This is a genomic window from Staphylococcus hyicus, assembly GCF_000816085.1.
Taxonomy (GTDB): domain Bacteria; phylum Bacillota; class Bacilli; order Staphylococcales; family Staphylococcaceae; genus Staphylococcus; species Staphylococcus hyicus.
In genome coordinates this window covers 1,989,670-2,009,969 of sequence record NZ_CP008747.1, presented here as the reverse complement: position 1 = coordinate 2,009,969, position 20,300 = coordinate 1,989,670, and the positions used below count along the sequence as shown (strand labels likewise).

General features: G+C 35.6%; 22 protein-coding genes and 1 riboswitch. Of the genes, 20 read left to right on the top strand and 2 right to left on the bottom strand.

From position 1 onward, the window contains the following. The first annotated feature begins 81 nt into the window (after window positions 1-81). From SHYC_RS09480 to SHYC_RS09460, 5 genes are all read left to right on the top strand, one after another. Window positions 82-477, top strand: coding sequence for a toprim domain-containing protein (locus SHYC_RS09480; RefSeq protein WP_039646630.1), 396 nt, complete (start codon window positions 82-84; stop codon window positions 475-477). Then, complete coding sequence (locus tag SHYC_RS09475) at window positions 443-763, top strand: thioredoxin family protein (protein ID WP_039646628.1); 321 nt, start codon at window positions 443-445, stop codon at window positions 761-763. Before SHYC_RS09480 ends, SHYC_RS09475 begins: the two co-directional genes overlap by 35 nt. A 33-nt stretch (window positions 764-796) precedes the next feature. After that, window positions 797-903, top strand: a riboswitch (SAM riboswitch). A gap of 99 nt (window positions 904-1,002) precedes the next feature. Next, window positions 1,003-2,031 carry a methionine ABC transporter ATP-binding protein gene (locus SHYC_RS09470; protein WP_039646626.1) on the top strand — a complete coding sequence of 343 codons (1,029 nt, stop codon included), beginning with the start codon at window positions 1,003-1,005 and terminating at the stop codon, window positions 2,029-2,031. Next, window positions 2,024-2,719, top strand: coding sequence for a methionine ABC transporter permease (locus tag SHYC_RS09465; protein WP_039646624.1), 696 nt, complete (start codon window positions 2,024-2,026; stop codon window positions 2,717-2,719). Before SHYC_RS09470 ends, SHYC_RS09465 begins: the two co-directional genes overlap by 8 nt. A gap of 24 nt (window positions 2,720-2,743) precedes the next feature. Continuing rightward, a complete protein-coding gene (locus SHYC_RS09460) occupies window positions 2,744-3,568 on the top strand; it encodes a MetQ/NlpA family ABC transporter substrate-binding protein (RefSeq protein ID WP_039646622.1) in 825 nt (274 codons plus the stop codon). Between the two features lie 486 nt (window positions 3,569-4,054). Here the strand turns inward: SHYC_RS09460 and SHYC_RS09455 are convergent, their stop codons facing one another. Further along, window positions 4,055-4,903 (bottom strand): polyprenyl-phosphate transporter PopT, encoded by an 849-nt coding sequence (locus tag SHYC_RS09455; RefSeq protein ID WP_039646619.1) that lies wholly within the window; start codon window positions 4,901-4,903, stop codon window positions 4,055-4,057. A 309-nt stretch (window positions 4,904-5,212) separates the two neighbouring features. On the opposite strand from SHYC_RS09455, the gene sufC reads away from it, so the two are divergent. From sufC to SHYC_RS09400, 11 genes are all read left to right on the top strand, one after another. Next, entirely contained in the window at window positions 5,213-5,983 is a 771-nt protein-coding gene (gene sufC / locus SHYC_RS09450; protein WP_039646618.1) for a Fe-S cluster assembly ATPase SufC, read from the top strand. Window positions 5,984-6,004: 21 nt separating this feature from the next. After that, complete coding sequence (sufD, locus tag SHYC_RS09445; protein ID WP_039646616.1) at window positions 6,005-7,312, top strand: Fe-S cluster assembly protein SufD; 1,308 nt, start codon at window positions 6,005-6,007, stop codon at window positions 7,310-7,312. Window positions 7,313-7,424: 112 nt separating this feature from the next. After that, window positions 7,425-8,675, top strand: coding sequence for a cysteine desulfurase (locus SHYC_RS09440; protein WP_182736123.1), 1,251 nt, complete (start codon window positions 7,425-7,427; stop codon window positions 8,673-8,675). Further along, complete coding sequence (gene sufU / locus SHYC_RS09435; protein ID WP_037566742.1) at window positions 8,665-9,114, top strand: Fe-S cluster assembly sulfur transfer protein SufU; 450 nt, start codon at window positions 8,665-8,667, stop codon at window positions 9,112-9,114. The genes SHYC_RS09440 and sufU overlap by 11 nt, the downstream gene beginning before the upstream one ends. Window positions 9,115-9,185: 71 nt before the next feature. Beyond that, window positions 9,186-10,583, top strand: coding sequence for a Fe-S cluster assembly protein SufB (sufB, locus tag SHYC_RS09430; RefSeq protein WP_039646613.1), 1,398 nt, complete (start codon window positions 9,186-9,188; stop codon window positions 10,581-10,583). 317 nt (window positions 10,584-10,900) lie between these two features. Further along, window positions 10,901-11,896, top strand: coding sequence for a hemolysin family protein (locus SHYC_RS09425; protein WP_039646611.1), 996 nt, complete (start codon window positions 10,901-10,903; stop codon window positions 11,894-11,896). 736 nt (window positions 11,897-12,632) lie between these two features. Next, entirely contained in the window at window positions 12,633-13,481 is an 849-nt protein-coding gene (locus tag SHYC_RS09420; RefSeq protein WP_039646609.1) for a DUF72 domain-containing protein, read from the top strand. A gap of 15 nt (window positions 13,482-13,496) precedes the next feature. Then, entirely contained in the window at window positions 13,497-14,321 is an 825-nt protein-coding gene (locus SHYC_RS09415) for a sulfite exporter TauE/SafE family protein (RefSeq protein ID WP_039646607.1), read from the top strand. Window positions 14,322-14,333: 12 nt separating this feature from the next. Further along, window positions 14,334-15,653 carry a bifunctional metallophosphatase/5'-nucleotidase gene (locus tag SHYC_RS09410; RefSeq protein ID WP_039646605.1) on the top strand — a complete coding sequence of 440 codons (1,320 nt, stop codon included), beginning with the start codon at window positions 14,334-14,336 and terminating at the stop codon, window positions 15,651-15,653. An 82-nt stretch (window positions 15,654-15,735) separates the two neighbouring features. After that, complete coding sequence (lipA, locus tag SHYC_RS09405) at window positions 15,736-16,653, top strand: lipoyl synthase (RefSeq protein WP_039646603.1); 918 nt, start codon at window positions 15,736-15,738, stop codon at window positions 16,651-16,653. 18 nt (window positions 16,654-16,671) lie between these two features. Further along, a complete protein-coding gene (locus SHYC_RS09400) occupies window positions 16,672-17,037 on the top strand; it encodes a YutD family protein (protein ID WP_039646601.1) in 366 nt (121 codons plus the stop codon). 212 nt (window positions 17,038-17,249) lie between these two features. On the opposite strand, the gene SHYC_RS09395 is transcribed toward SHYC_RS09400, so the two are convergent. Next, window positions 17,250-17,519, bottom strand: a complete 270-nt coding sequence (locus SHYC_RS09395) for a DUF3055 domain-containing protein (protein WP_039646599.1) — start codon at window positions 17,517-17,519, stop codon at window positions 17,250-17,252. A 98-nt stretch (window positions 17,520-17,617) separates the two neighbouring features. Between SHYC_RS09395 and SHYC_RS09390 the strand changes: the two genes are divergently transcribed. The 4 genes from SHYC_RS09390 to SHYC_RS12535 all read left to right on the top strand — a co-directional run bounded on the left by SHYC_RS09390 (window position 17,618) and on the right by SHYC_RS12535 (window position 20,294). Then, a complete protein-coding gene (locus SHYC_RS09390; protein WP_039646597.1) occupies window positions 17,618-18,055 on the top strand; it encodes a DUF86 domain-containing protein in 438 nt (145 codons plus the stop codon). Further along, window positions 18,052-18,849 (top strand): TIGR01457 family HAD-type hydrolase, encoded by a 798-nt coding sequence (locus tag SHYC_RS09385; RefSeq protein WP_039646595.1) that lies wholly within the window; start codon window positions 18,052-18,054, stop codon window positions 18,847-18,849. The genes SHYC_RS09390 and SHYC_RS09385 overlap by 4 nt, the downstream gene beginning before the upstream one ends. After that, window positions 18,842-19,807, top strand: coding sequence for a 2-hydroxyacid dehydrogenase (locus SHYC_RS09380; RefSeq protein WP_039646593.1), 966 nt, complete (start codon window positions 18,842-18,844; stop codon window positions 19,805-19,807). Before SHYC_RS09385 ends, SHYC_RS09380 begins: the two co-directional genes overlap by 8 nt. A 355-nt stretch (window positions 19,808-20,162) precedes the next feature. Further along, on the top strand, window positions 20,163-20,294 hold the full coding sequence (locus SHYC_RS12535; RefSeq protein WP_081858211.1) for a teichoic acid D-Ala incorporation-associated protein DltX: 132 nt from the start codon (window positions 20,163-20,165) through the stop codon (window positions 20,292-20,294). Window positions 20,295-20,300: the final 6 nt, after the last annotated feature.

Genomic DNA, 20,300 nt, shown 5'->3' with positions numbered 1-20,300 from the left:
TATTTTTAAACTCCTAGATATTCCTTTGATTATCTTGGAGTTTTTTTGCACTGAATACTAACTTTTTAGAAGGTGAAGACCATGGCGATGATTAATAAAGTAATTGTTGTAGAAGGCAAATCTGATAAAAAAAGAGTTAAGGAAGTGTTATTAGAACCGGTTGATATCATTTGTACACATGGCACGATGGGCATCGAAAAGTTAGATAATATGATTGAATCTTTGTACGGCAAACAAGTATATATTCTTGTTGATGCTGATACTGAAGGGCGAAAGATTCGAAAATGGTTTTCAAAGTATTTAAGTGAAAGTACAGATATCTTCATTGATTCAACTTTTAGTGAAGTGGCACGGTGTCCACGAGATTACCTCTCAAATGTTTTAGGGCGGCATGGATTTGACGTCAAAAACGATTTTTATGTAAAAGGAAAGTATTCATATCATGAGTGTTTTAGAGCAATCGAACAATACATTTAATGAACAAGAACAAGATATTAAATTAATCTTTGGCTATACGCCGATGTGTGGTACGTGTAAAGTGTCAGAACGCATGTTACACATCGCTAATAGTGTCACGCAATTGCCTTTAGAAAAACGAGATTTAAATTATTATCCTGAATTTAGCCAAATGTTCGAAATACAATCTGTTCCAATTTTGTTAATTATGCACAATGATAAAGAAGTTGATCGCATTTATGCATTTCAATCTGTTACATTTTTACTTGAACGGTTAAAAAAAGTGATTGACGAAATTCGAGGATAGTGATAATATTTAAACAATTCAATATTCAGAAAACTCTTATCTAGAGTGGTGGAGGGATGTGCCCTATGAAGCCCGGCAACCGTCTAAATTTAGAAATGGTGCCAATTCACATAAAGTATTTATACTTTTGAAGATGAGAGAAACGCATCGAAATCTATGCTTTCTCTTATTTTTATATAGGAGAAAGCTTTTTTTGTTCTGAAATTTGATAATTCGCAACACATTGAGGGGGAAGCGATATGATTGAGCTTAAAAATATCGTTAAACAGTACGAGAGCAAATCTAAATCCGTTTTAGCTGTTGATCATGTTAATCTAACCATTAACACAGGTACCATATTTGGTATTATTGGTTTTTCGGGTGCGGGAAAAAGCACTTTGGTGCGACTGTTTAATTATTTAGAAACACCAACGTCTGGCGATGTTGTTATCGGTGGAGATCATATAGGCCACTTGAGCAAACAAGCGCTAAGGTATAAAAGACAAAAAGTGGGCATGATTTTCCAACATTTCAATCTATTGTGGTCACGCACTGTACTTGATAATGTACGATTTCCGTTAGAAATTGCGGGTGTATCGAAACGTCATGCTAAAGCAAAAGCATTGGAATTGATAGAACGTGTTGGCTTAAAAGGGCGTGAACATGCGTATCCATCAGAATTATCAGGTGGTCAAAAACAACGTGTTGGTATTGCTAGAGCACTTGCAAATGACCCGGAGGTATTACTTTGTGATGAAGCAACGAGTGCATTGGATCCGCAAACAACAGATGAAATACTCGATTTATTAATTCAATTGAAAAAAGAGCAAAACTTAACCATTGTGATTATTACGCATGAAATGCATGTTATACGTCGCATTTGTGATGAAGTTGCGGTCATGGAAAATGGAAAGGTAATTGAACAAGGTAAAGTATCTGAAGTTTTTGAAAATCCAAAACATTCAGTCACTAAGCGCTTTGTGCAAGAAGATCTTCAACCTAAAGCTGAATTTGAAGACATTTCAGGTCTCGTCAAGTTAAATTCAAATGATAAACTTATAAAACTCAACTTTTCAGGTGAAGTGACGACACAGCCTATAATTTCGTATATTTTAAAAACGTATGATGTGGCTGTAAATATATTAGAAGCCAATATTAAACATTCTAAGTCAGGGGCTATTGGTTTTATTGTTGTACATATTTCTAACATCGACCAAACACAGTTTGAGCAATTAAAACTTGATTTAGAATCGAAACAAATTGAAGTTGAGGTGATTGCCCATGGGTAAAAGTTTTACTGAGATATTGCATGAAATGCTAACACTGCCAAATGTGCGTTGGCCAGATGTATGGACTGCGACCTATGAAACACTGTATATGACGATTATCTCGACTTTCTTTGCATTTATATTTGGCATCATTACAGGAGTAGTGTTATTTCTAACTTCTAAAAGTAAATCTAAAGCCGGTCGAATTTTTTATAATCTCGTGTCATTTTTCGTTAATTTATTCCGCGCAATCCCATTTATTATATTGATTTTATTGCTGATTCCTTTTACAAGTTTAATTTTAGGCACAATAAGTGGCCCTACAGGTGCATTGCCTGCATTGATTATTGGTGCTTCGCCTTTTTATGGACGACTTGTTGAAATTGCTTTAAAAGAAATAGATAAAGGTGTGATAGAAGCAGCTTGGTCAATGGGTGCAAACACATGGACGGTGATACGGAAAGTTTTAATTCCTGAATCGCTCCCTGCTTTAATTTCTGGCATAACTGTTACTGCAATTGCATTAGTTGGATCTACAGCTGTTGCAGGTGTTATTGGTGCGGGAGGGTTAGGTAATTTAGCGTATTTAACAGGATTTACACGAAATCAAAATGATGTCATTTTAATTTCAACCATTTTAATTTTAGTTATCGTCTTCGTTATTCAATTTTTGGGAGATTGGACAACGAATAAAATAGACAAACGATAAATACAAGATAAGGAGAATGTAATAATGAAAAGATTTTTATCAATTGCTGTAATTTTAGTTCTATCTGTAGTATTGGTTGCTTGTGGCAATAACGATTCAAAAAGTAGTAAGGAAGATAAGAAAATTGTGGTCGGGGCATCTCCTGCACCACATGCTGAAATATTAGAAAAAGCGAAGCCAATATTAGAAAAAGAAGGATACAATTTAGAAATTAAAACGATTAATGATTATACGACGCCAAACAAATTGTTAGATGCAGGTGAATTAGATGCAAACTTTTTCCAGCACACACCATACTTAGATACAGAGAAAAAAGATAAGGGCTATAAAATAGAATCAGCAGGTAACGTACATTTAGAACCAATGGCTGTATATTCTCAAAAACACAAAAGTCTAAAAGATTTACCTAAAGGGGCAGAGATTTTTGTATCTAATAATCCTGCAGAACAAGGGAGATTCTTGAAATTCTTTGTGGATGAAGGGCTTATCAAAATTAAAAAAGGTGTTAAAATCCAAGATGCTACTTTTGATGACATTGTAGAAAACAAAAAAGATATTAAATTTAACAGTAAACAAGCAGCAGAATTTTTACCAAAAACATATCAAAATAACGAAGGTGACGCAGTTATCATTAACTCTAACTTTGCAATTGAACAAAAGTTAAACCCACAAAAAGATTCTATTGCTGTTGAAAAATCTGATGATAACCCGTATGCGAATTTAATTGCAGTTCAAGAAGGGCATAAAGATGACAAAAAAATTAAAGCTTTAATTAAAGTGTTACAATCTGATGAGATTAAAACATTCATTAAAGATAAATATAATGGAGCAGTAACACCAGCGAAATAATAAAAATGACGCAGGGACATAAACTATTTCAATTTTGATTGTTCCTAACACCTCGCTTTTCTAGGCGCCTTACCACAACGAGGGAACATTACAGAAATCTAATTGATTTCGTAGTAATGTCTCCCCGTGCATGAAGACGTTAGGAATGCAATGCATTACGTCTTCAGTCCACTTATGAACATGCGTGAATAGGTGGTCTGCGTAAGTTACGGAAAGCTTTCTAAGCGCATACTTATTCCAGTCAGCTACTGCCTTATATATTGTAAAAGCCAATAGTCTTGGATTTATGCGCTCGAAATGGATTTTCGGTTTCGGCTTAATGCCTCAGAAGTCTCAGCTAAGGAAGCAATCAAAGTGATGTTTTAATTCATCATCTTTCCCCCAGTAAGACTAAATTTATATATAAATATAACCAACAAAGTTCATTACAATGAATTTTGTTGGTTTTTTTTGATTAACAGGGTAGTTATGTTCCAGCCCTGTTTTTTATTCATGTGTATAACGACCTAAAATATAACTTACAGTAAACCCTATCATTAACGTGAAAATAGATATTATCCACGTCAATAAAGTAGTGGGAAGTCCAGGGAAGACAGAGAATAGTGATCCTACCACTAAACCTAAAATTGCTGCATACGTTAAATACGTATAGTGTGTGAGTAAATATTTGATTAATTTACTCGCAACAATAAATCCAACAAGTACGCCAAAACCGACTAACATAATAACGGGTAACGCTTGGAAGTTAAAACGTACAATTTCTGAAATCGCATACGTTACAGTACTGTATACGCCAAGTAATAATAATATGAATGATCCTGATATGCCGGGGAGAAGCATAGCGCTTGAAGCTAATATCCCAGCGACAAAATATTTAATCAACATCGGTGTTGATAAATCTATGTCTGATGGTGCAGTGTGTGACGTGTCGCCTTTAAAAAATGCCATTGCGGCGAGCAATAATGTAAAAGTAACAACTATAATCCAATGAGAAGCTTTAAACGTTTTATTGTAATGTGAAATTCTCAATAAAAATGGAATAACGCCAATAATTAAACCGGTAAAGAAAAACATCGTTGGCACTTGGTGGTATGCTAATAAATAATTAATAAGACTGCTTAAAATACCAATAGCCAACCCCATACCGATAATAATAGGTAGTAAAAACAAAACACTACGTTTAAAGTTTTTTGAGAATACGCCACTCACTGAGGAAATGAAATCATCATAGATGCCAAGAAGTAGCGCAATGGTTCCACCGCTAACGCCTGGAATTAAATCACTTACACCCATTGCAAAGCCACGAGGAAGATTTGAAAGTTTAAATCGAGCCATAGTCAAACGTGTTCCTTTCTTAATGTGATTCCTTTATATTAACTGAAATGTCATAGTACAACAATACAATGGAATAAGCAATGAAGAACTGTTCTGATTGAGAACAAGTCATCGTCTATTATCAATAACTTTTCTAATTACAGTAAAAAAATGATTCGTAAATAAAGCGCTTTTTTCAACCCGTAATGGTTTAAAATTCCCGTTATTTCCGTTATAATGTGCATTTAGGAAGATTAGAAATCCTTTTGACGTTACTTTAAAATTATTATAAACTAGTAGATGTAATCTAACTTTTTGGAGGGAATAGTAATGCCATCAACATTAGAAATTAAAGACTTACACGTGTCTATTGACGATAAAGAGATTTTAAAAGGTGTTAACTTAACAATAAATACGGGTGAAATCCATGCCATTATGGGACCGAATGGTACGGGTAAATCTACACTTTCTTCAGCGATTATGGGTCATCCATCATATGAAGTGACTCAAGGTGAAGTATTATTAGACGGCGAGAACATTTTAGAGATGGAAGTTGATGAAAGAGCTAAAGCTGGCCTCTTTTTAGCAATGCAATATCCATCTGAAATTACAGGGGTAACAAATGCGGACTTCATGCGTTCTGCTATCAACTCACAACGTGAAGAAGGCCAAGAAATTAACTTAATGCAATTTATCAAAAAATTAGATAAACATATGGACTTCTTAGATATGGATAAAGATATGGCACAACGTTATTTAAATGAAGGTTTTTCTGGTGGGGAGAAAAAACGTAATGAAATCCTTCAATTAATGATGTTACAACCTAAATTTGCAATTTTAGATGAAATTGATTCAGGTTTGGATATTGATGCTTTAAAAGTTGTATCTAAAGGTATCAACGAAATGCGCGGCGATGACTTTGGTTCGCTTATTATTACGCACTACCAACGTTTATTAAATTATATTACGCCAGACCATGTACACGTGATGTATAACGGTATCGTTGTTAAATCGGGTGGTGCAGAATTAGCTAAACGCCTTGAAGAAGAAGGTTATGAGTGGGTTAAAGAAGAATATGATTCAGTAGTAGCGAACCAATAATCATCATAGGAGGAAATAAGTATGACGACTGAAACTTTAAATATTTCTGAAGCTCAACTTGTTGATTATTCAAAAGCGCACAATGAACCTTCTTGGATGACACAGTTAAGAAAAGATGCGTTAAAACAATCTGAGTCTTTAGAAATGCCAAAACCAGATAAAACTAAAATAGATAAATGGGATTTTGATTCGTTTAAACAACTTGAAACAACAGGCAAAACATTTGAAACACTTCAAGATCTCCCAAAAGAAATTGATCGCATTATTAACGTTGAAGCGAGTGAGAATTTAATCATTCAACATAATAATACGTTAGCGTATTCAAAAGTGAATGACAAAGCTAAGGAAGATGGCGTCATCATAGAACATATTAGTGAAGCGCTTCAAAACCATAGCGACCTAGTTGAAAAATATTTCATGAAAGATGCAGTGACTGTAGACGAACATCGTCTTACAGCATTAAATGCGGCGTTAATGAATGGTGGTGTCTTTGTTTATGTGCCACGTAACGTAGTTGTAGAACATCCGATTCAATATGTGGTGCTGCACGACGATACACAAGCAAGTTTTTTCAATCATGTGATATTAGTCACTGAAGAAAGCGCTGAAGTGACTTATGTTGAAAACTATCTTTCGACGGTTTCTGGCGATGGCTGCCAAGTGAACATTATTTCTGAAGTCATTGCAGGGGCAAATTCTAAAATTGCGTACGGTTCTGTAGACTTTTTAGATAAAGGATTTACAGGTCATATTATGCGCCGTGGTACAACTGCTGCCGATGCAACGATTAATTGGTCGCTTGGTTTAATGAATGAAGGCAATCAAATTATTGATAATACAACAAATTTAATTGGTGACCGTTCAACGTCTGATTTAAAATCTGTTGTTGTAGGCCGTGGGGAACAGACAATTAACTTAACATCACGCATTGTTCAATATGGTAAAGAAACAGATGGACACATTCTTAAACACGGTGTAATGAAAGAAAAAGCTTCTTCAATCTTTAATGGTATCGGTTATATTAAACATGGTGGTTCAGGCTCTTCAGCGAATCAAGAGTCACGCGTTCTTATGTTATCTGAAAATGCACGTGGAGATGCGAACCCAATTCTATTAATTGATGAAGATGATGTGGAAGCAGGACATGCTGCTTCAGTAGGACGTGTTGATCCTGAGCAACTTTACTATTTGATGAGCCGTGGTATTTCTCAACATGAAGCAGAGCGATTAGTCATTCATGGTTTCTTAGATCCAGTGGTACGCGAGCTTCCGATTGCTGACGTTCAACGTCAATTAAGAGAAGTGATCGAACTTAAAGTAGGAAAATAAGCATTTTAACGAAGTGTTAATTAAAAAGTGGCCTTTCATGATAGACGTTTAAGTGCCACTTTGTTACGTTTTGTATTTTGGAGATTGTCTGTAACTTTTTGGAGAAAGGTCTGTGATAACAGTGACCGAAACACAATTTGAGGTTGAAACAATTATTAATGACTTTCCTATTTTAAAACAAAAGGTCAATGGGAAACGGTTAGCCTATTTAGACTCAACTGCGACGAGTCAAAAACCGACCCAAGTCATTCAAGCCATTGATGATTATTATAATCGCTACAATTCAAACGTGCACCGTGGCGTACACACATTAGGTTCACTTGCAACTGACGGTTATGAGGGTGCACGTGAAGTGGTTCGCCGATTTATACATGCGCGTTATTTTGAGGAAGTTATTTTTACGCGAGGGACTACAGCTGCTATTAACCTTGTAGCGCATAGTTATGGAGATGCTCATATACAAGAAGGCGATGAAATTGTCGTAACTCAAATGGAACACCATGCGAATATTGTGCCATGGCAACAACTGGCTAAGCGTAAAAATGCAGTGTTGAAATTTATTCCAATGACTGATTCAGGAGAATTAACAATCGAAGCTGTTAAAGAAACAATAACAGATAAAACTAAGATTGTTGCAGTTGCTCACGTTTCTAACGTTTTAGGAACAATAAACGATATAAAGACTATCGCTCAAATCGCACATGAACATGGTGCCATCATTGCAGTGGACGGGGCGCAATCAGTCCCACATATGAAAGTAGATGTTCAAGCGTTGGACGTCGATTTTTATAGCTTTAGTGGTCATAAAATGCTTGGACCGACAGGGATAGGTGTTTTATATGGGCGCCGTACATTATTAAATCAAATGGAGCCCATTGAATTTGGTGGCGATATGATAGATTTTGTAGGACTTCATGAAAGTACTTGGACTGATTTGCCAACGAAATTTGAGGCGGGTACGCCATTGATTGCCCAAGCTATAGGATTGAAGGCGGCGATTGAATATTTAGAACGCATTGGCTTTGATGCCATTCATAAACATGAAGCAGAAATTACTGCATATGCGTATGATAAAATGTCTGAAATTGATGGAATAGAGATATATGGCCCAGACAAAGATAAACGTGCAGGTATTATTACATTTAATTTAAAAGATGTACATCCTCATGACGTTGCGACCGCTTTAGATACGGAAGGTGTTGCAGTGCGTGCGGGGCACCACTGTGCGCAACCTTTAATGAAATGGTTAAACGTCTCGTCAACAGCACGTGCAAGTTTCTACATTTATAACACGAAAGAAGATGTAGACCAACTTATAGAAGGGTTGAAACAAACAAAGGAGTTTTTCTCTTATGAATTTTAATAATCTTGATCAATTATATCGTTCAGTGATTATGGATCATTATAAAAACCCACGCAACAGAGGAGTTATAGAAGATGGCACAATGACTGTTGATATGAATAATCCAACTTGTGGGGATAGAATAAGACTTACTTTCGACATTGTGGATGGCATCATTAAAGATGCGAAATTCGAAGGCGAAGGGTGTTCTATTTCAATGTCAAGTGCATCGATGATGACAGAGGCAATTAAAGGTCACAGTCTTAAAGAAGCAATGGAAATGAGCCAAGAATTTACAAAAATGATGCTCGGTGAAGATTATGTCATTACTGACGATATGGGCGATATTGAAGCACTACAAGGTGTATCTCAATTCCCAGCACGTATCAAATGTGCCACTTTAGCATGGAAAGCACTGGAAAAGGGTACAGTCGAACAAGAAGGTAAAATAGAAGAATAAACGTCGAAAGCCGCGGTAACATAAATGTATCCATTGAGATACAAAAATTGAGTGAATAGGAGTGATCGTTGATGGCTAAAAAAGCACCTGATGTAGGCGATTATAAATATGGATTCCACGATGAAGATGTGTCGATTTTTAGATCTGAACGTGGATTAACTGAAAATATCGTCCGTGAAATTTCAAACATGAAAGATGAGCCAGAATGGATGTTGGATTTCCGTTTAAAGGCATTAAAATTATTCTATAAAATGCCAATGCCACAATGGGGTGGGGACTTATCGGAATTGGATTTTGATGATATTACGTATTATGTTAAACCCTCTGAACGTTCTGAACGTTCTTGGGATGAAGTGCCTGAAGAAATTAAACGTACGTTTGATAAATTAGGGATTCCTGAAGCGGAACAAAAATATTTAGCAGGTGTATCTGCACAATACGAGTCTGAAGTTGTTTACCACAATATGGAGAAAGAACTTGAAGAAAAAGGTATTGTATTTAAAGACACAGATACCGCTTTGAAGGAAAATGAAGATTTATTCAAGAAGTACTTTGCATCTGTTATTCCTGCGGGTGACAATAAGTTTGCAGCATTAAACTCTGCAGTTTGGTCTGGTGGATCATTTATCTACATTCCTAAAAATGTAAAATTAGATACACCATTACAAGCGTACTTCCGTATCAATTCTGAGAACATGGGACAATTTGAACGTACGTTAATCATTGCGGATGAAGGCGCGTCAGTGAACTATGTTGAAGGTTGTACGGCTCCAGTGTATACGACAAATTCACTACACTCTGCAGTTGTAGAAATTATCGTTCACAAAGACGCCCACGTACGTTACACTACAATTCAAAACTGGGCAAACAATGTTTACAACCTTGTTACAAAACGTACACTCGTTCATGAGAATGGTAACATGGAATGGGTTGACGGTAACTTAGGTTCAAAATTAACGATGAAGTATCCTGCTTGTGTATTAGTTGGTAAAGGTGCCAAAGGGAGTACGTTATCTATTGCGTTTGCTGGCAAAGGACAAGTACAGGACGCTGGTGCAAAAATGATTCACAAAGCACCGAATACATCATCGACTATCGTCTCTAAGTCCATTTCAAAAGATGGCGGTAAAGTAGTGTACCGTGGTATTGTACACTTTGGTCGTAAAGCCAAAGGTGCACGCTCTAATATCGAGTGTGACACGTTAATCTTAGATAATGAGTCAACATCAGACACAATCCCATACAATGAAATCTTTAATGACAATATCTCCTTAGAACACGAAGCGAAAGTGTCAAAAGTGTCAGAAGAACAACTTTTCTACTTAATGTCTCGTGGTATTTCAGAAGAAGAAGCAACTGAAATGATTGTTATGGGCTTCATTGAGCCATTTACGAAAGAATTACCAATGGAATATGCTGTTGAAATGAACCGATTAATCAAATTTGAAATGGAAGGTTCTATTGGTTAGTATAATAACTGTAATATCAACCCTTTACGTTTAAATGTAAAGGGTTGATACTATTTTGATACCTTTTGAAAAAATGATGGTGGTATTGTGAAGGTTTCTTATTGTTACAATAGCGTTTACTTGTTTAATCTACACACATATCCATGTTTGTTAAATGCTTTGAATAATATCTTAATAATTACGAGATATGAATTTTGATAGAGACCTATGGTAAAATATATTTTCTAGGTTATGTTTTATATTTAATTATATGCATTATTGTCGGAATAATCTGTTGAGTGATTAGATTTTGGACATATCGGAAGGGGAATTGCTTAATGATCATAGCGATCATTTTATTAATTTGTGTATCATTTTTCTTTTCAGGCAGTGAAACGGCGCTTACCGCTGCGAATAAAGTGAAATTACAGGCGGAAGCGGATTCGAATCAAAAATCTGCTAAATTATTGAAATTGTTAGATAAACCGAGTGAGTTTATAACCACTATTCTTATTGGCAACAATATAGCGAATATACTTTTGCCTACACTTGTAACTATTTTAGCTGTAGATATGGGACTTAATGTGGGGGTGGCTTCAGCAATTTTAACTGTCGTCATTATTATATTTGCGGAAGTGATACCTAAATCTGTAGCGGCAACATTGCCTGATCCTATTGCACGATTGGTCTTTCCTATCATTCAATTTTTTGTCGTTATTTTTAAACCTTTAACGAAAGTGTTAAATATAATTACGGATTCGATTAATCGTTTGATTACACGTGGTCGAAATGAAAAAGGTATGTCGAAAGAAGAAGTGCGTGCAATGGTTTCGATTGCGGGTAGTGAGGGTGCTTTTAATGAAATTGAAAAAAATCGTATTCAAGGTGTCATCAATTTTGATCGTTTAAAAATTAATGATGTGAATACTACGCCTCGTGTAAATGTAACATCATTAAGTGTCGAAGATGATTACAACGAAGTGTATGATGTTGTAATGAATCATCCATATACACGCTACCCTGTATATGAGGGAGACATTGATCATGTGGTTGGGGTTTTTCACTCGAAATATCTACTTGCGTGGAGTAAAACACCCGAAAAATCATTGAAAGAATTTTGTTCAGAGCCTTTATTTGTATATGAACATAATCATGCGGAGTGGGTTTTACGTAAGATGACGGTGACACGTAAGCATTTAGCCATTGTTATTGATGAATACGGTGGTACGGATGCGATCGTGACACATGAGGATTTAATTGAAGAGATGTTAGGCATGGAAATTGAAGACGAAATGGATCGCGTTGAAAGTAAAATGATTGAACAAGTACGTTAAAATGATCATTCGGTTCATGGTGTGCGAACTAAACGTCTACGCATATCTTACAAATTGCGTTAAATGATATGAGGGACAGGGACATAAATCATTTCAATTTTGATTGTTCTTAACGCCTTGCTTTTCTAGGTGCCTTACCTCAAAATGGATTTCGTTTTCAGCTTAATGCCTCAGAAGTCTCGGCTATGGAACGAATTAAAGGGATGTCTTAATTCGCTATCCTTCCCCTGATGAAGACTAAATTTATATTTAAATATAACCAACAAAGTTCATGTACGAAGAATTTTGTTGGTTTTTTGATTAACAGAGGAGCTATGTCCCATCACTTTTGTTTCAGTTCATCACCTGTTGTTGTACAAGTATTTTCACCGTTACTTTTGTATGATTTTGTAAACAATTTAATAAAAAAGAAGGATTAGTAAGGTTACTTCAGCAGTCCCTGTCGCTTTTTAAGATTTGGTAAAATTTTTGACCAATCTAACTAGGGCTTTAAATGTTTCCCTATAGTATGGAAACATTCTGAATGGGTTCATTAAATCAAAGCAAAAAACGTATACATTCACTTTTTGGTGATGTTCGAAATATATGAATATATCATATGTGTATGTTGTCATCTAAGTCACGCCTGTTTGTCTATTGATACTGCATACCCAATGAACGTTTTGAAAAACAAATGAAAGCATCTCGAAGTCGTCTATTGATAAGTGAATATGATAAAATAAAAACGGTGATAAATATGATAGAAATCGGCTTAACGGGTTGGGGAGATCATGACGGACTCTACGAAGATTTAGCACGAAAAACTGATAAATTAAAAACGTATGCCAGTCATTTTCCTATTGTTGAATTAGATGCTTCCTATTATGCAATTCAGCCTGAACGCAATATTTTAAAGTGGATAAAAGAAACACCAGACCGTTTTAAATTTGTGGTTAAAATCCATCAAGCATTAACGTTACACGTAGATTATAAAGATTATGCCGAATCAATAGAGTTATTATTTCAGGCGTTTCATCACATGCTTCGACCGTTAATCAAAGCAAATAAACTTGCGATGGTACTTGTCCAATTCCCGCCATGGTTTGATTGTAACGTTAAAAATATTAACTATATTCGTTATGTAAAATCTCAATTGAAAGATGTGCCTATTTGTATTGAATTTAGACATCAATCATGGTTTACGCCACAAATGAAAGAACACACACTCGAATTTTTAACAACACAACAATTGATTCATGCGGTATGTGATGAACCACAAGTGGGGGAAGGCTCTGTTCCTTTCGTGAATAGAGTTACAAATGAAGTTGCATTTGTACGCTTACATGGGCGGAATGTCCATGGTTGGACAAAAAAAGATATGACTGATCAAGAATGGCGAGATGTACGTTATTTATATCACTATACTGACAAAGAATTAGAAAGTTTAGCTGAAAAAATACAGATATTAGCGCAAAAAGTTAAAAAAGTATACGTCATTTTAAATAATAATTCTGGAGGGCATGCTGCCCAAAATGCAAAAACACTACAAAGATTTCTTGAAATCGATTATGAAGGGCTTGCACCCCAACAGCTTAAACTTTTTTAATAGGGAGGCGATGTGATGAGCATTGCAATTTTAATCATTATCGGGCTTTTGTCAGCAATTATAGGTTCTATAGTTGGTATAGGTGGTGGTATTATCATCGTTCCTACATTAATTTACTTTGGTATAACACAAGGGATTTTGCATGACATTACACCTCAAACTGCGATAGGAACCTCTTCAATTATTTTAATTGCTACTGGACTATCTTCAACTTTAGGATACTTAAAAGTTAAACAGGTTGATGTTAGAAATGGCTTTATTTTTTTAATAGGTATTCTACCTGGCGCATTTATTGGTGCCAATTTGAGTCGCTTTCTAACGATTCATTCATTTAATTTGTATTTCGGTTTGTTTTTAATTTTAGTATCTATTTTATTAATGATACGTTACAAAATTCCACCGCTCAAAATTTGTCAGAAACCGAAGTACATGAAAACGTATATTGATGGACATGGTGAACATTTTGAATATGGTGTGGCGCCAATAATCGCTGTAATTGCTGCATTTATCATAGGATTAACATCAGGTCTTTTTGGCATCGGTGGTGGGGTATTAATGACGCCGCTATTATTAATCGTTTTTCGTTTTCCTCCTCACGTTGCTGTTGGCACGAGTATGATGATGGTATTCTTCTCAAGTATTGCGGGATCAATAGGGCATGTGATTCAAGGTCATGTTGTTTGGAGTTATAGTGTGATTTTGATACTTTCAAGTTATATTGGTGCCCAAATCGGTGTTAAGGTGAATAAGGCAATCAAATCAGATATGGTCGTGCTCATCTTGCGCATAGTGATGTTGCTATTAGGATTCTATTTAATTCTTCAATCATTTATTGGATAAGGAGAGGTGCTTATGCGAATTACAATTTATCATACGAATGATATACATAGTCATTTACATGAGTTTCAACGTATTGCCGCATATATGAACCAAGAACGATCTCGATTACCGCACCCATCACTTTATATTGATATCGGTGACCATGTTGATTTATCGTTACCCGTGACAGAAGGAACGATGGGCAAGCGGAATGTTGAATTGTTAAATCAAGCCCATTGTGATATTGCTACTATAGGTAATAATGAAGGCATGACCATTTCGCATGAAGCATTACAAACACTTTATTCAGAAGCAACATTCGATGTCACTTGTGCAAACGTGTTTGACGAACAAGGTGCGTTGCCAAATCATTGTGTATCTTCAGTAATTAAAACGATTAAAGGAGTGCGCTTACTTTTTGTAGCAGCCACTGCGCCATTTACCCCTTTTTATCGTGCTTTAGATTGGATTGTAACGGACCCTTATGAAGCAATCAAAGATGAAATTGAAAAACACCGTCATGCATACGACGTCCTAATCGTTATGAGTCATGTGGGGATATTCTTTGATGAAATGTTATGTGAGAAAATGCCTGAAATCGATGTTATTTTTGGTGCACATACGCATCATTATTTTGAAAATGGTCAAGTAGAAAATGGTGTTTTAATGGTAGCCGCAGGGAAATATGGTCATTATCTTGGAGAAGTGACTTTAGAGATAGACAATGGCCAGGTTGTAAATAAAAGGGCACAGCTACATCCACTTCACACATTACCAGAAGTAACGAGCGCATTTGAGTTAGAAGGGCGTCAATTACTTAAGGAAGCGATTGTATCACGACCAATGACTTTGAATAAAGCAGCAAACTATATCACAGAAGCAGGTTATTTACTAGCGGAAAGTGTTCATGAGTTTACAGAAGCTGATTGTACGATCATAAATGCAGGTTTAATTGTAAAAAGTTTTCATCAAAAAGTATTAACGGAATATGATATCCATCAAATGTTACCGCATCCGATTAATACTGTACGTATCAAGTTAAGTGGACATAAATTAAAAGAAGTTTTATTTTTAGCTAACGAAAATAAATACATGTACCAACATGCGCAAGGATTAGGTTTCCGAGGTGACATTTTCGGAGGTTATATTATTTATGAAGCCGGGGTAATACAATCTTCACAGCGTTATTTTGTTCAAGGGAAAGAGATTGTTGATGATGACATTTATACGTTAGGAACAATAGATATGTACACATTTGGTCGATACTTCCCGCTTTTGAAAGAAGAAAAAGTAGCATATCTCATGCCAGAGTTCTTAAGAGACATTTTCAAAGAAAAATTATTGCGTTTATGATTTTTAAGTCGGTAGATTTTAATTTGGCGTAAAGTTCGTTATAATATAATGAGATGTAAATTACAGGAGGGTATCTGCTGTTATGGCTACTAAAAATGAAGAAATTCTACGTAAACCGGATTGGTTAAAAATAAAATTAAATACAAATGAGAATTACACTGGACTTAAAAAAATGATGCGTGAAAAAAACTTACATACGGTATGTGAGGAAGCTAAATGTCCGAATATACACGAATGTTGGGGCGCACGTCGAACAGCAACCTTTATGATTTTAGGGGCAGTGTGTACACGTGCATGTCGATTTTGTGCGGTTAAAACAGGTTTACCGAACGAACTTGATTTAGAAGAACCAGAACGTGTAGCAGAATCTGTAGAATTAATGAATCTTAAACATGTTGTGATTACAGCAGTAGCGCGTGATGATTTAAAAGATGCGGGTTCTAATGTATATGCTGAAACGGTACGTAAAGTACGTGAACGTAATCCATTTACTACAATAGAAATTTTACCGTCAGATATGGGCGGCGATTTTGAAGCATTAAAAACGTTAATGGATTCTAAACCAGACATCTTGAATCACAATATTGAAACAGTACGTCGTTTAACGCCGAGAGTACGTGCGCGTGCCACATATGATCGTACGTTAGAATTTTTACGCCGCTCTAAAGAAATTCAACCGGATATTCCGACTAAATCAAGTTTAATGGTTGGTTTAGGGGAAACAATTGAAGAGATTTATGAAACAATGGATGATTTGCGTGCGATTGATGTGGATATTTTAACGATTGGCCAATATTTACAACCTTCACGTAAACATTTAAAAGTTCAAAAATACTATACGCCATTAGAATTTGGTAAATTACGTAAAGTGGCAATGGAAAAAGGATTCAAACATTGTCAAGCCGGCCCTTTAGTACGTAGTTCTTACCATGCTGATGAACAAGTAAATGAAGCAGCCAAAGAAAAACAACGTCTTGGTGATGCCCAATTAAACCAATAAAATCAGGGTGTGATACGCATGATTAAAGTAGGTCAGCATTATTTTGAACTTCTAGAATCCTATGATAATGGTTTTATTGAAGAAGATTTCGTGGCGCGTTACTCTGAGATATTGGATAAATATGACTTTATCGTTGGAGATTACGGGTACGAACAATTACGCTTAAAAGGTTTTTATTATGACTCTAATCGTAAAGCGGATTTTAATAAACGTTTTTCAACGATTCAAGATTATATATATGAATATTGTAATTTTGGATGTGCTTATTTTATTGTGCGCAGACTCAGTAAGCATGAAGCAGAAAAACATCTTGCTGAAGATGCACATATCGTAGCTGAAGATAAGCTCAAAGATGTTAAAATTCAACCAAGCATTCAAGAGTGACCCATTTATAGAGAAAATACATTATACTTTGTCGTGTGGAGGCCATCATAGCCTTCAACGATTAAAAAAACCAACAAAACTCGATTGAATTTTGTTGGTTTTTTGCTTTAAGGGCACTGCAAAATCCCAATATATTTTGTTGAATTTTACTAAAACGACATATTCATGAAAATGCTAAACACATATCTTATTTAAAGATGGTCATTTCTCTTTTATGATTGTATGACTTCATGCAAGAAACTTGTGATCTCATCAGCTTCCGCGTCACTAACTCCTAAAATATATGCAATATATCCTTCTTCCTCTAGGTCATCGGTTCCTATAATGCCAAATTTATTTGTTTGCGTATTGAGTACAATTGTTTTGCCATAATGACGATCCGTTTGAAGTAAAACTAAGTCATATCGACTTTGATCACCTACAAATCCTACAAATCGAATTTGAGATGGTTCGATATCATCATATAAAAACATATCTATCATTGTATAGTGCTCCTTCATTAAAATGTTAAGCCAAGTATAACGATAAATGAATCGAACTGCAAAATTATGATATGATTAAGACAATAGAGGTGACGAAAATGTATTTTGTAAATAAGGAACAATTATCCCGAAAACTTACATATTTGAAACAATTGACAGATGATTATCACTCAGTAAAAGATAATCACTATGCGTTTGAACGTGTGGCTCAAATGCTCATCGAAGCTTCAGTAGATATTGGGAATATGATAATTGATGCTTTTATATTAAGGGATCCTGGAAACTACAAAGACGTGATTGATATTTTAGAACTCGAAGGCGCAATATCAAAAGAAACGCAATCACAACTCCACCGTACTATTGATGTACGAAAACAATTTGTACACTTATATGATGAACTTCGTGTTGATGACGTACAAATTATATTTGATGAAGTATTACCATATTATCGTCAATTTATTGAGGAAGTATTGCATTTCCTAGAAAATGAAAATGTGCCAGTAACTGCTTTTGGAAAGGGCGAGAATATTAAATGAAACGATATGATGCGTATTTAATAGATTTAGATGGAACGTTATATAAAGGGAATGACATTATTCCTGGCGCCAAGGAGTTTATCGATTATCTCAATAGACACGATATTCCCCATCTTTATGTTACAAATAATTCCACAAAATCACCAAACGATGTTGTGGAAAAACTAAAACAAATGGACATTCAAGCGCGTCCCCAAGAAGTCGTAACATCAGCAATGGCGACAGCAGATTATATTGCGTCTGAAAAGCCTGGCGCAACAGTCTTTATGGTAGGTGCTTCGGGATTAGAAACAGCATTAAAAGAAGCTGGTTTAGTTCTCAAGTCTGGTACGGATGTCGACTATGTTGTAATGGGATTAGATGAAGCGATTACATATGAAAAATTAACAACTGCAACGCTTGCCGTTCAAAAAGGTGCAGTGTTTATTTCGACAAATAAAGATCCGTCAATTCCTAAAGAACAGGGGTTTTTACCTGGAAACGGGTCATTAACAAGTGTTGTGGCAGTATCGTCAAAGACAGAGCCAAAATTTATTGGTAAGCCCGAAACACCGATTATGAATAAAGCCCTTGATTTACTACAATTGGATCGATCGCAAGTGGCGATGATTGGTGATTTATATGATACAGATATTTTATCCGGTATTAATATCGGTATGGATACGATTCATGTACAGACAGGTGTAACCTCAAAAACGGAAGCCATGGCGAAGCCTACACCACCTACTTATAGCATCGAAGACTTGTTTGTTTTAATACAGAAACTAGAAAAGGGTAGTGATACGAATGAATAAAATTCTCGTTACGCGACAAATTCCAGAAAAGTTTAAAGCACGATTAGAGCAATATGCAGAGGTAGAGATGTGGGATCACCACTTAACGCCGATGCCGAGAGCACAATTTTTAGAAGCGGCTAAAGATAAAACAGCATTGCTTGTGACACTAAGTGAACAAATTGATGAAACGTTGTTCCAAATAGCGCCCCATTTGAAAATTGTTGCCAATATGGCGGTAGGGTATGACAATATGGACTTAGTAGCCGCAGAACGTCATGATGTTGTGGTAACCAATACCCCACATGTGTTAACAGAAACAACAGCAGAATTAGGGTTTGCACTCATGTTAGCAACGTCTCGTCGTATTGTTGAAGCGGAAAAGTATGTCCAAGATGGAAAATGGGAGAGTTGGGGACCGTATTTACTAGCGGGTAAAGATATATATCGTTCAAAAGTCGGTATTTTCGGTATGGGCGAAATCGGAAGAGCTTTTGCTAGACGTTTAAAAGGCTTCAACGCAGACATTTTATATCATAACCGTTCACGTAATGCAAAAGCAGAACATGAACTAGGGGCATTTTATACATCATTTGAAACGTTAATTAAAGAAAGTGACTTTATTATTTCAACAGCACCATCAACGCCAGATACGCAGAATAAATTTAATTATGATGTATTTAAAATGATGCGTAATGATGCGATATTTATTAACATCGGTCGCGGAGATTTGGTTGTTGAAGAAGATTTAATTCGTGCACTAGAGGAACGTGAGATTGCGGGCGTTGGTTTAGATGTCGTACGCAATGAACCGATTCAAACAGATCACCCTTTATTAAAGTTTCCAAATGTAATTATTACGCCCCACATTGGTAGTGCGTCAATATTAACACGCGACCAAATGATTCAAGCGTGTATATTAAATATAGAAGATGTCTTTAATAATTGCGAAGCGCGAAATAAAATCAATATTAAATAGCGAACTATCAATTATATAAAAATATATTTATGGTTATGACTTAAATTATGATAAATAATATAGTATGATGAAGAACAAATGTACATCGTGCGCGCTGTATGTTTGTTTTTCTACGACCTAAGCCGTATTTAGTTTAAATTTCACTTAAATTATTCAAAAAATGAGATATAATGAGTGAATAGTATTATAATATTACGTGTGTAAATGAATGGAACAGATGCATGAGAAATGTGATGTATGTTTTAAATTGGGAAGAGCTATAAGGATGTCAGTGTTAATTTAGGGACACATTGGGTCACTTCTGGTTAAACCAATTCTATGCACGACAATTTTTTAGAAAAGAGAAGTGAGTACTATGAAATTGGCAGATCATGTGTATCTAAAGTCATTTTTATTAATGGTGTTTTATTTCGCTATTATGATGGCTTTATACTTGTTGTACGGGGACAGCGGTGCACAAAGTACATTTGTCTATAACGAATTTTAAACTAAG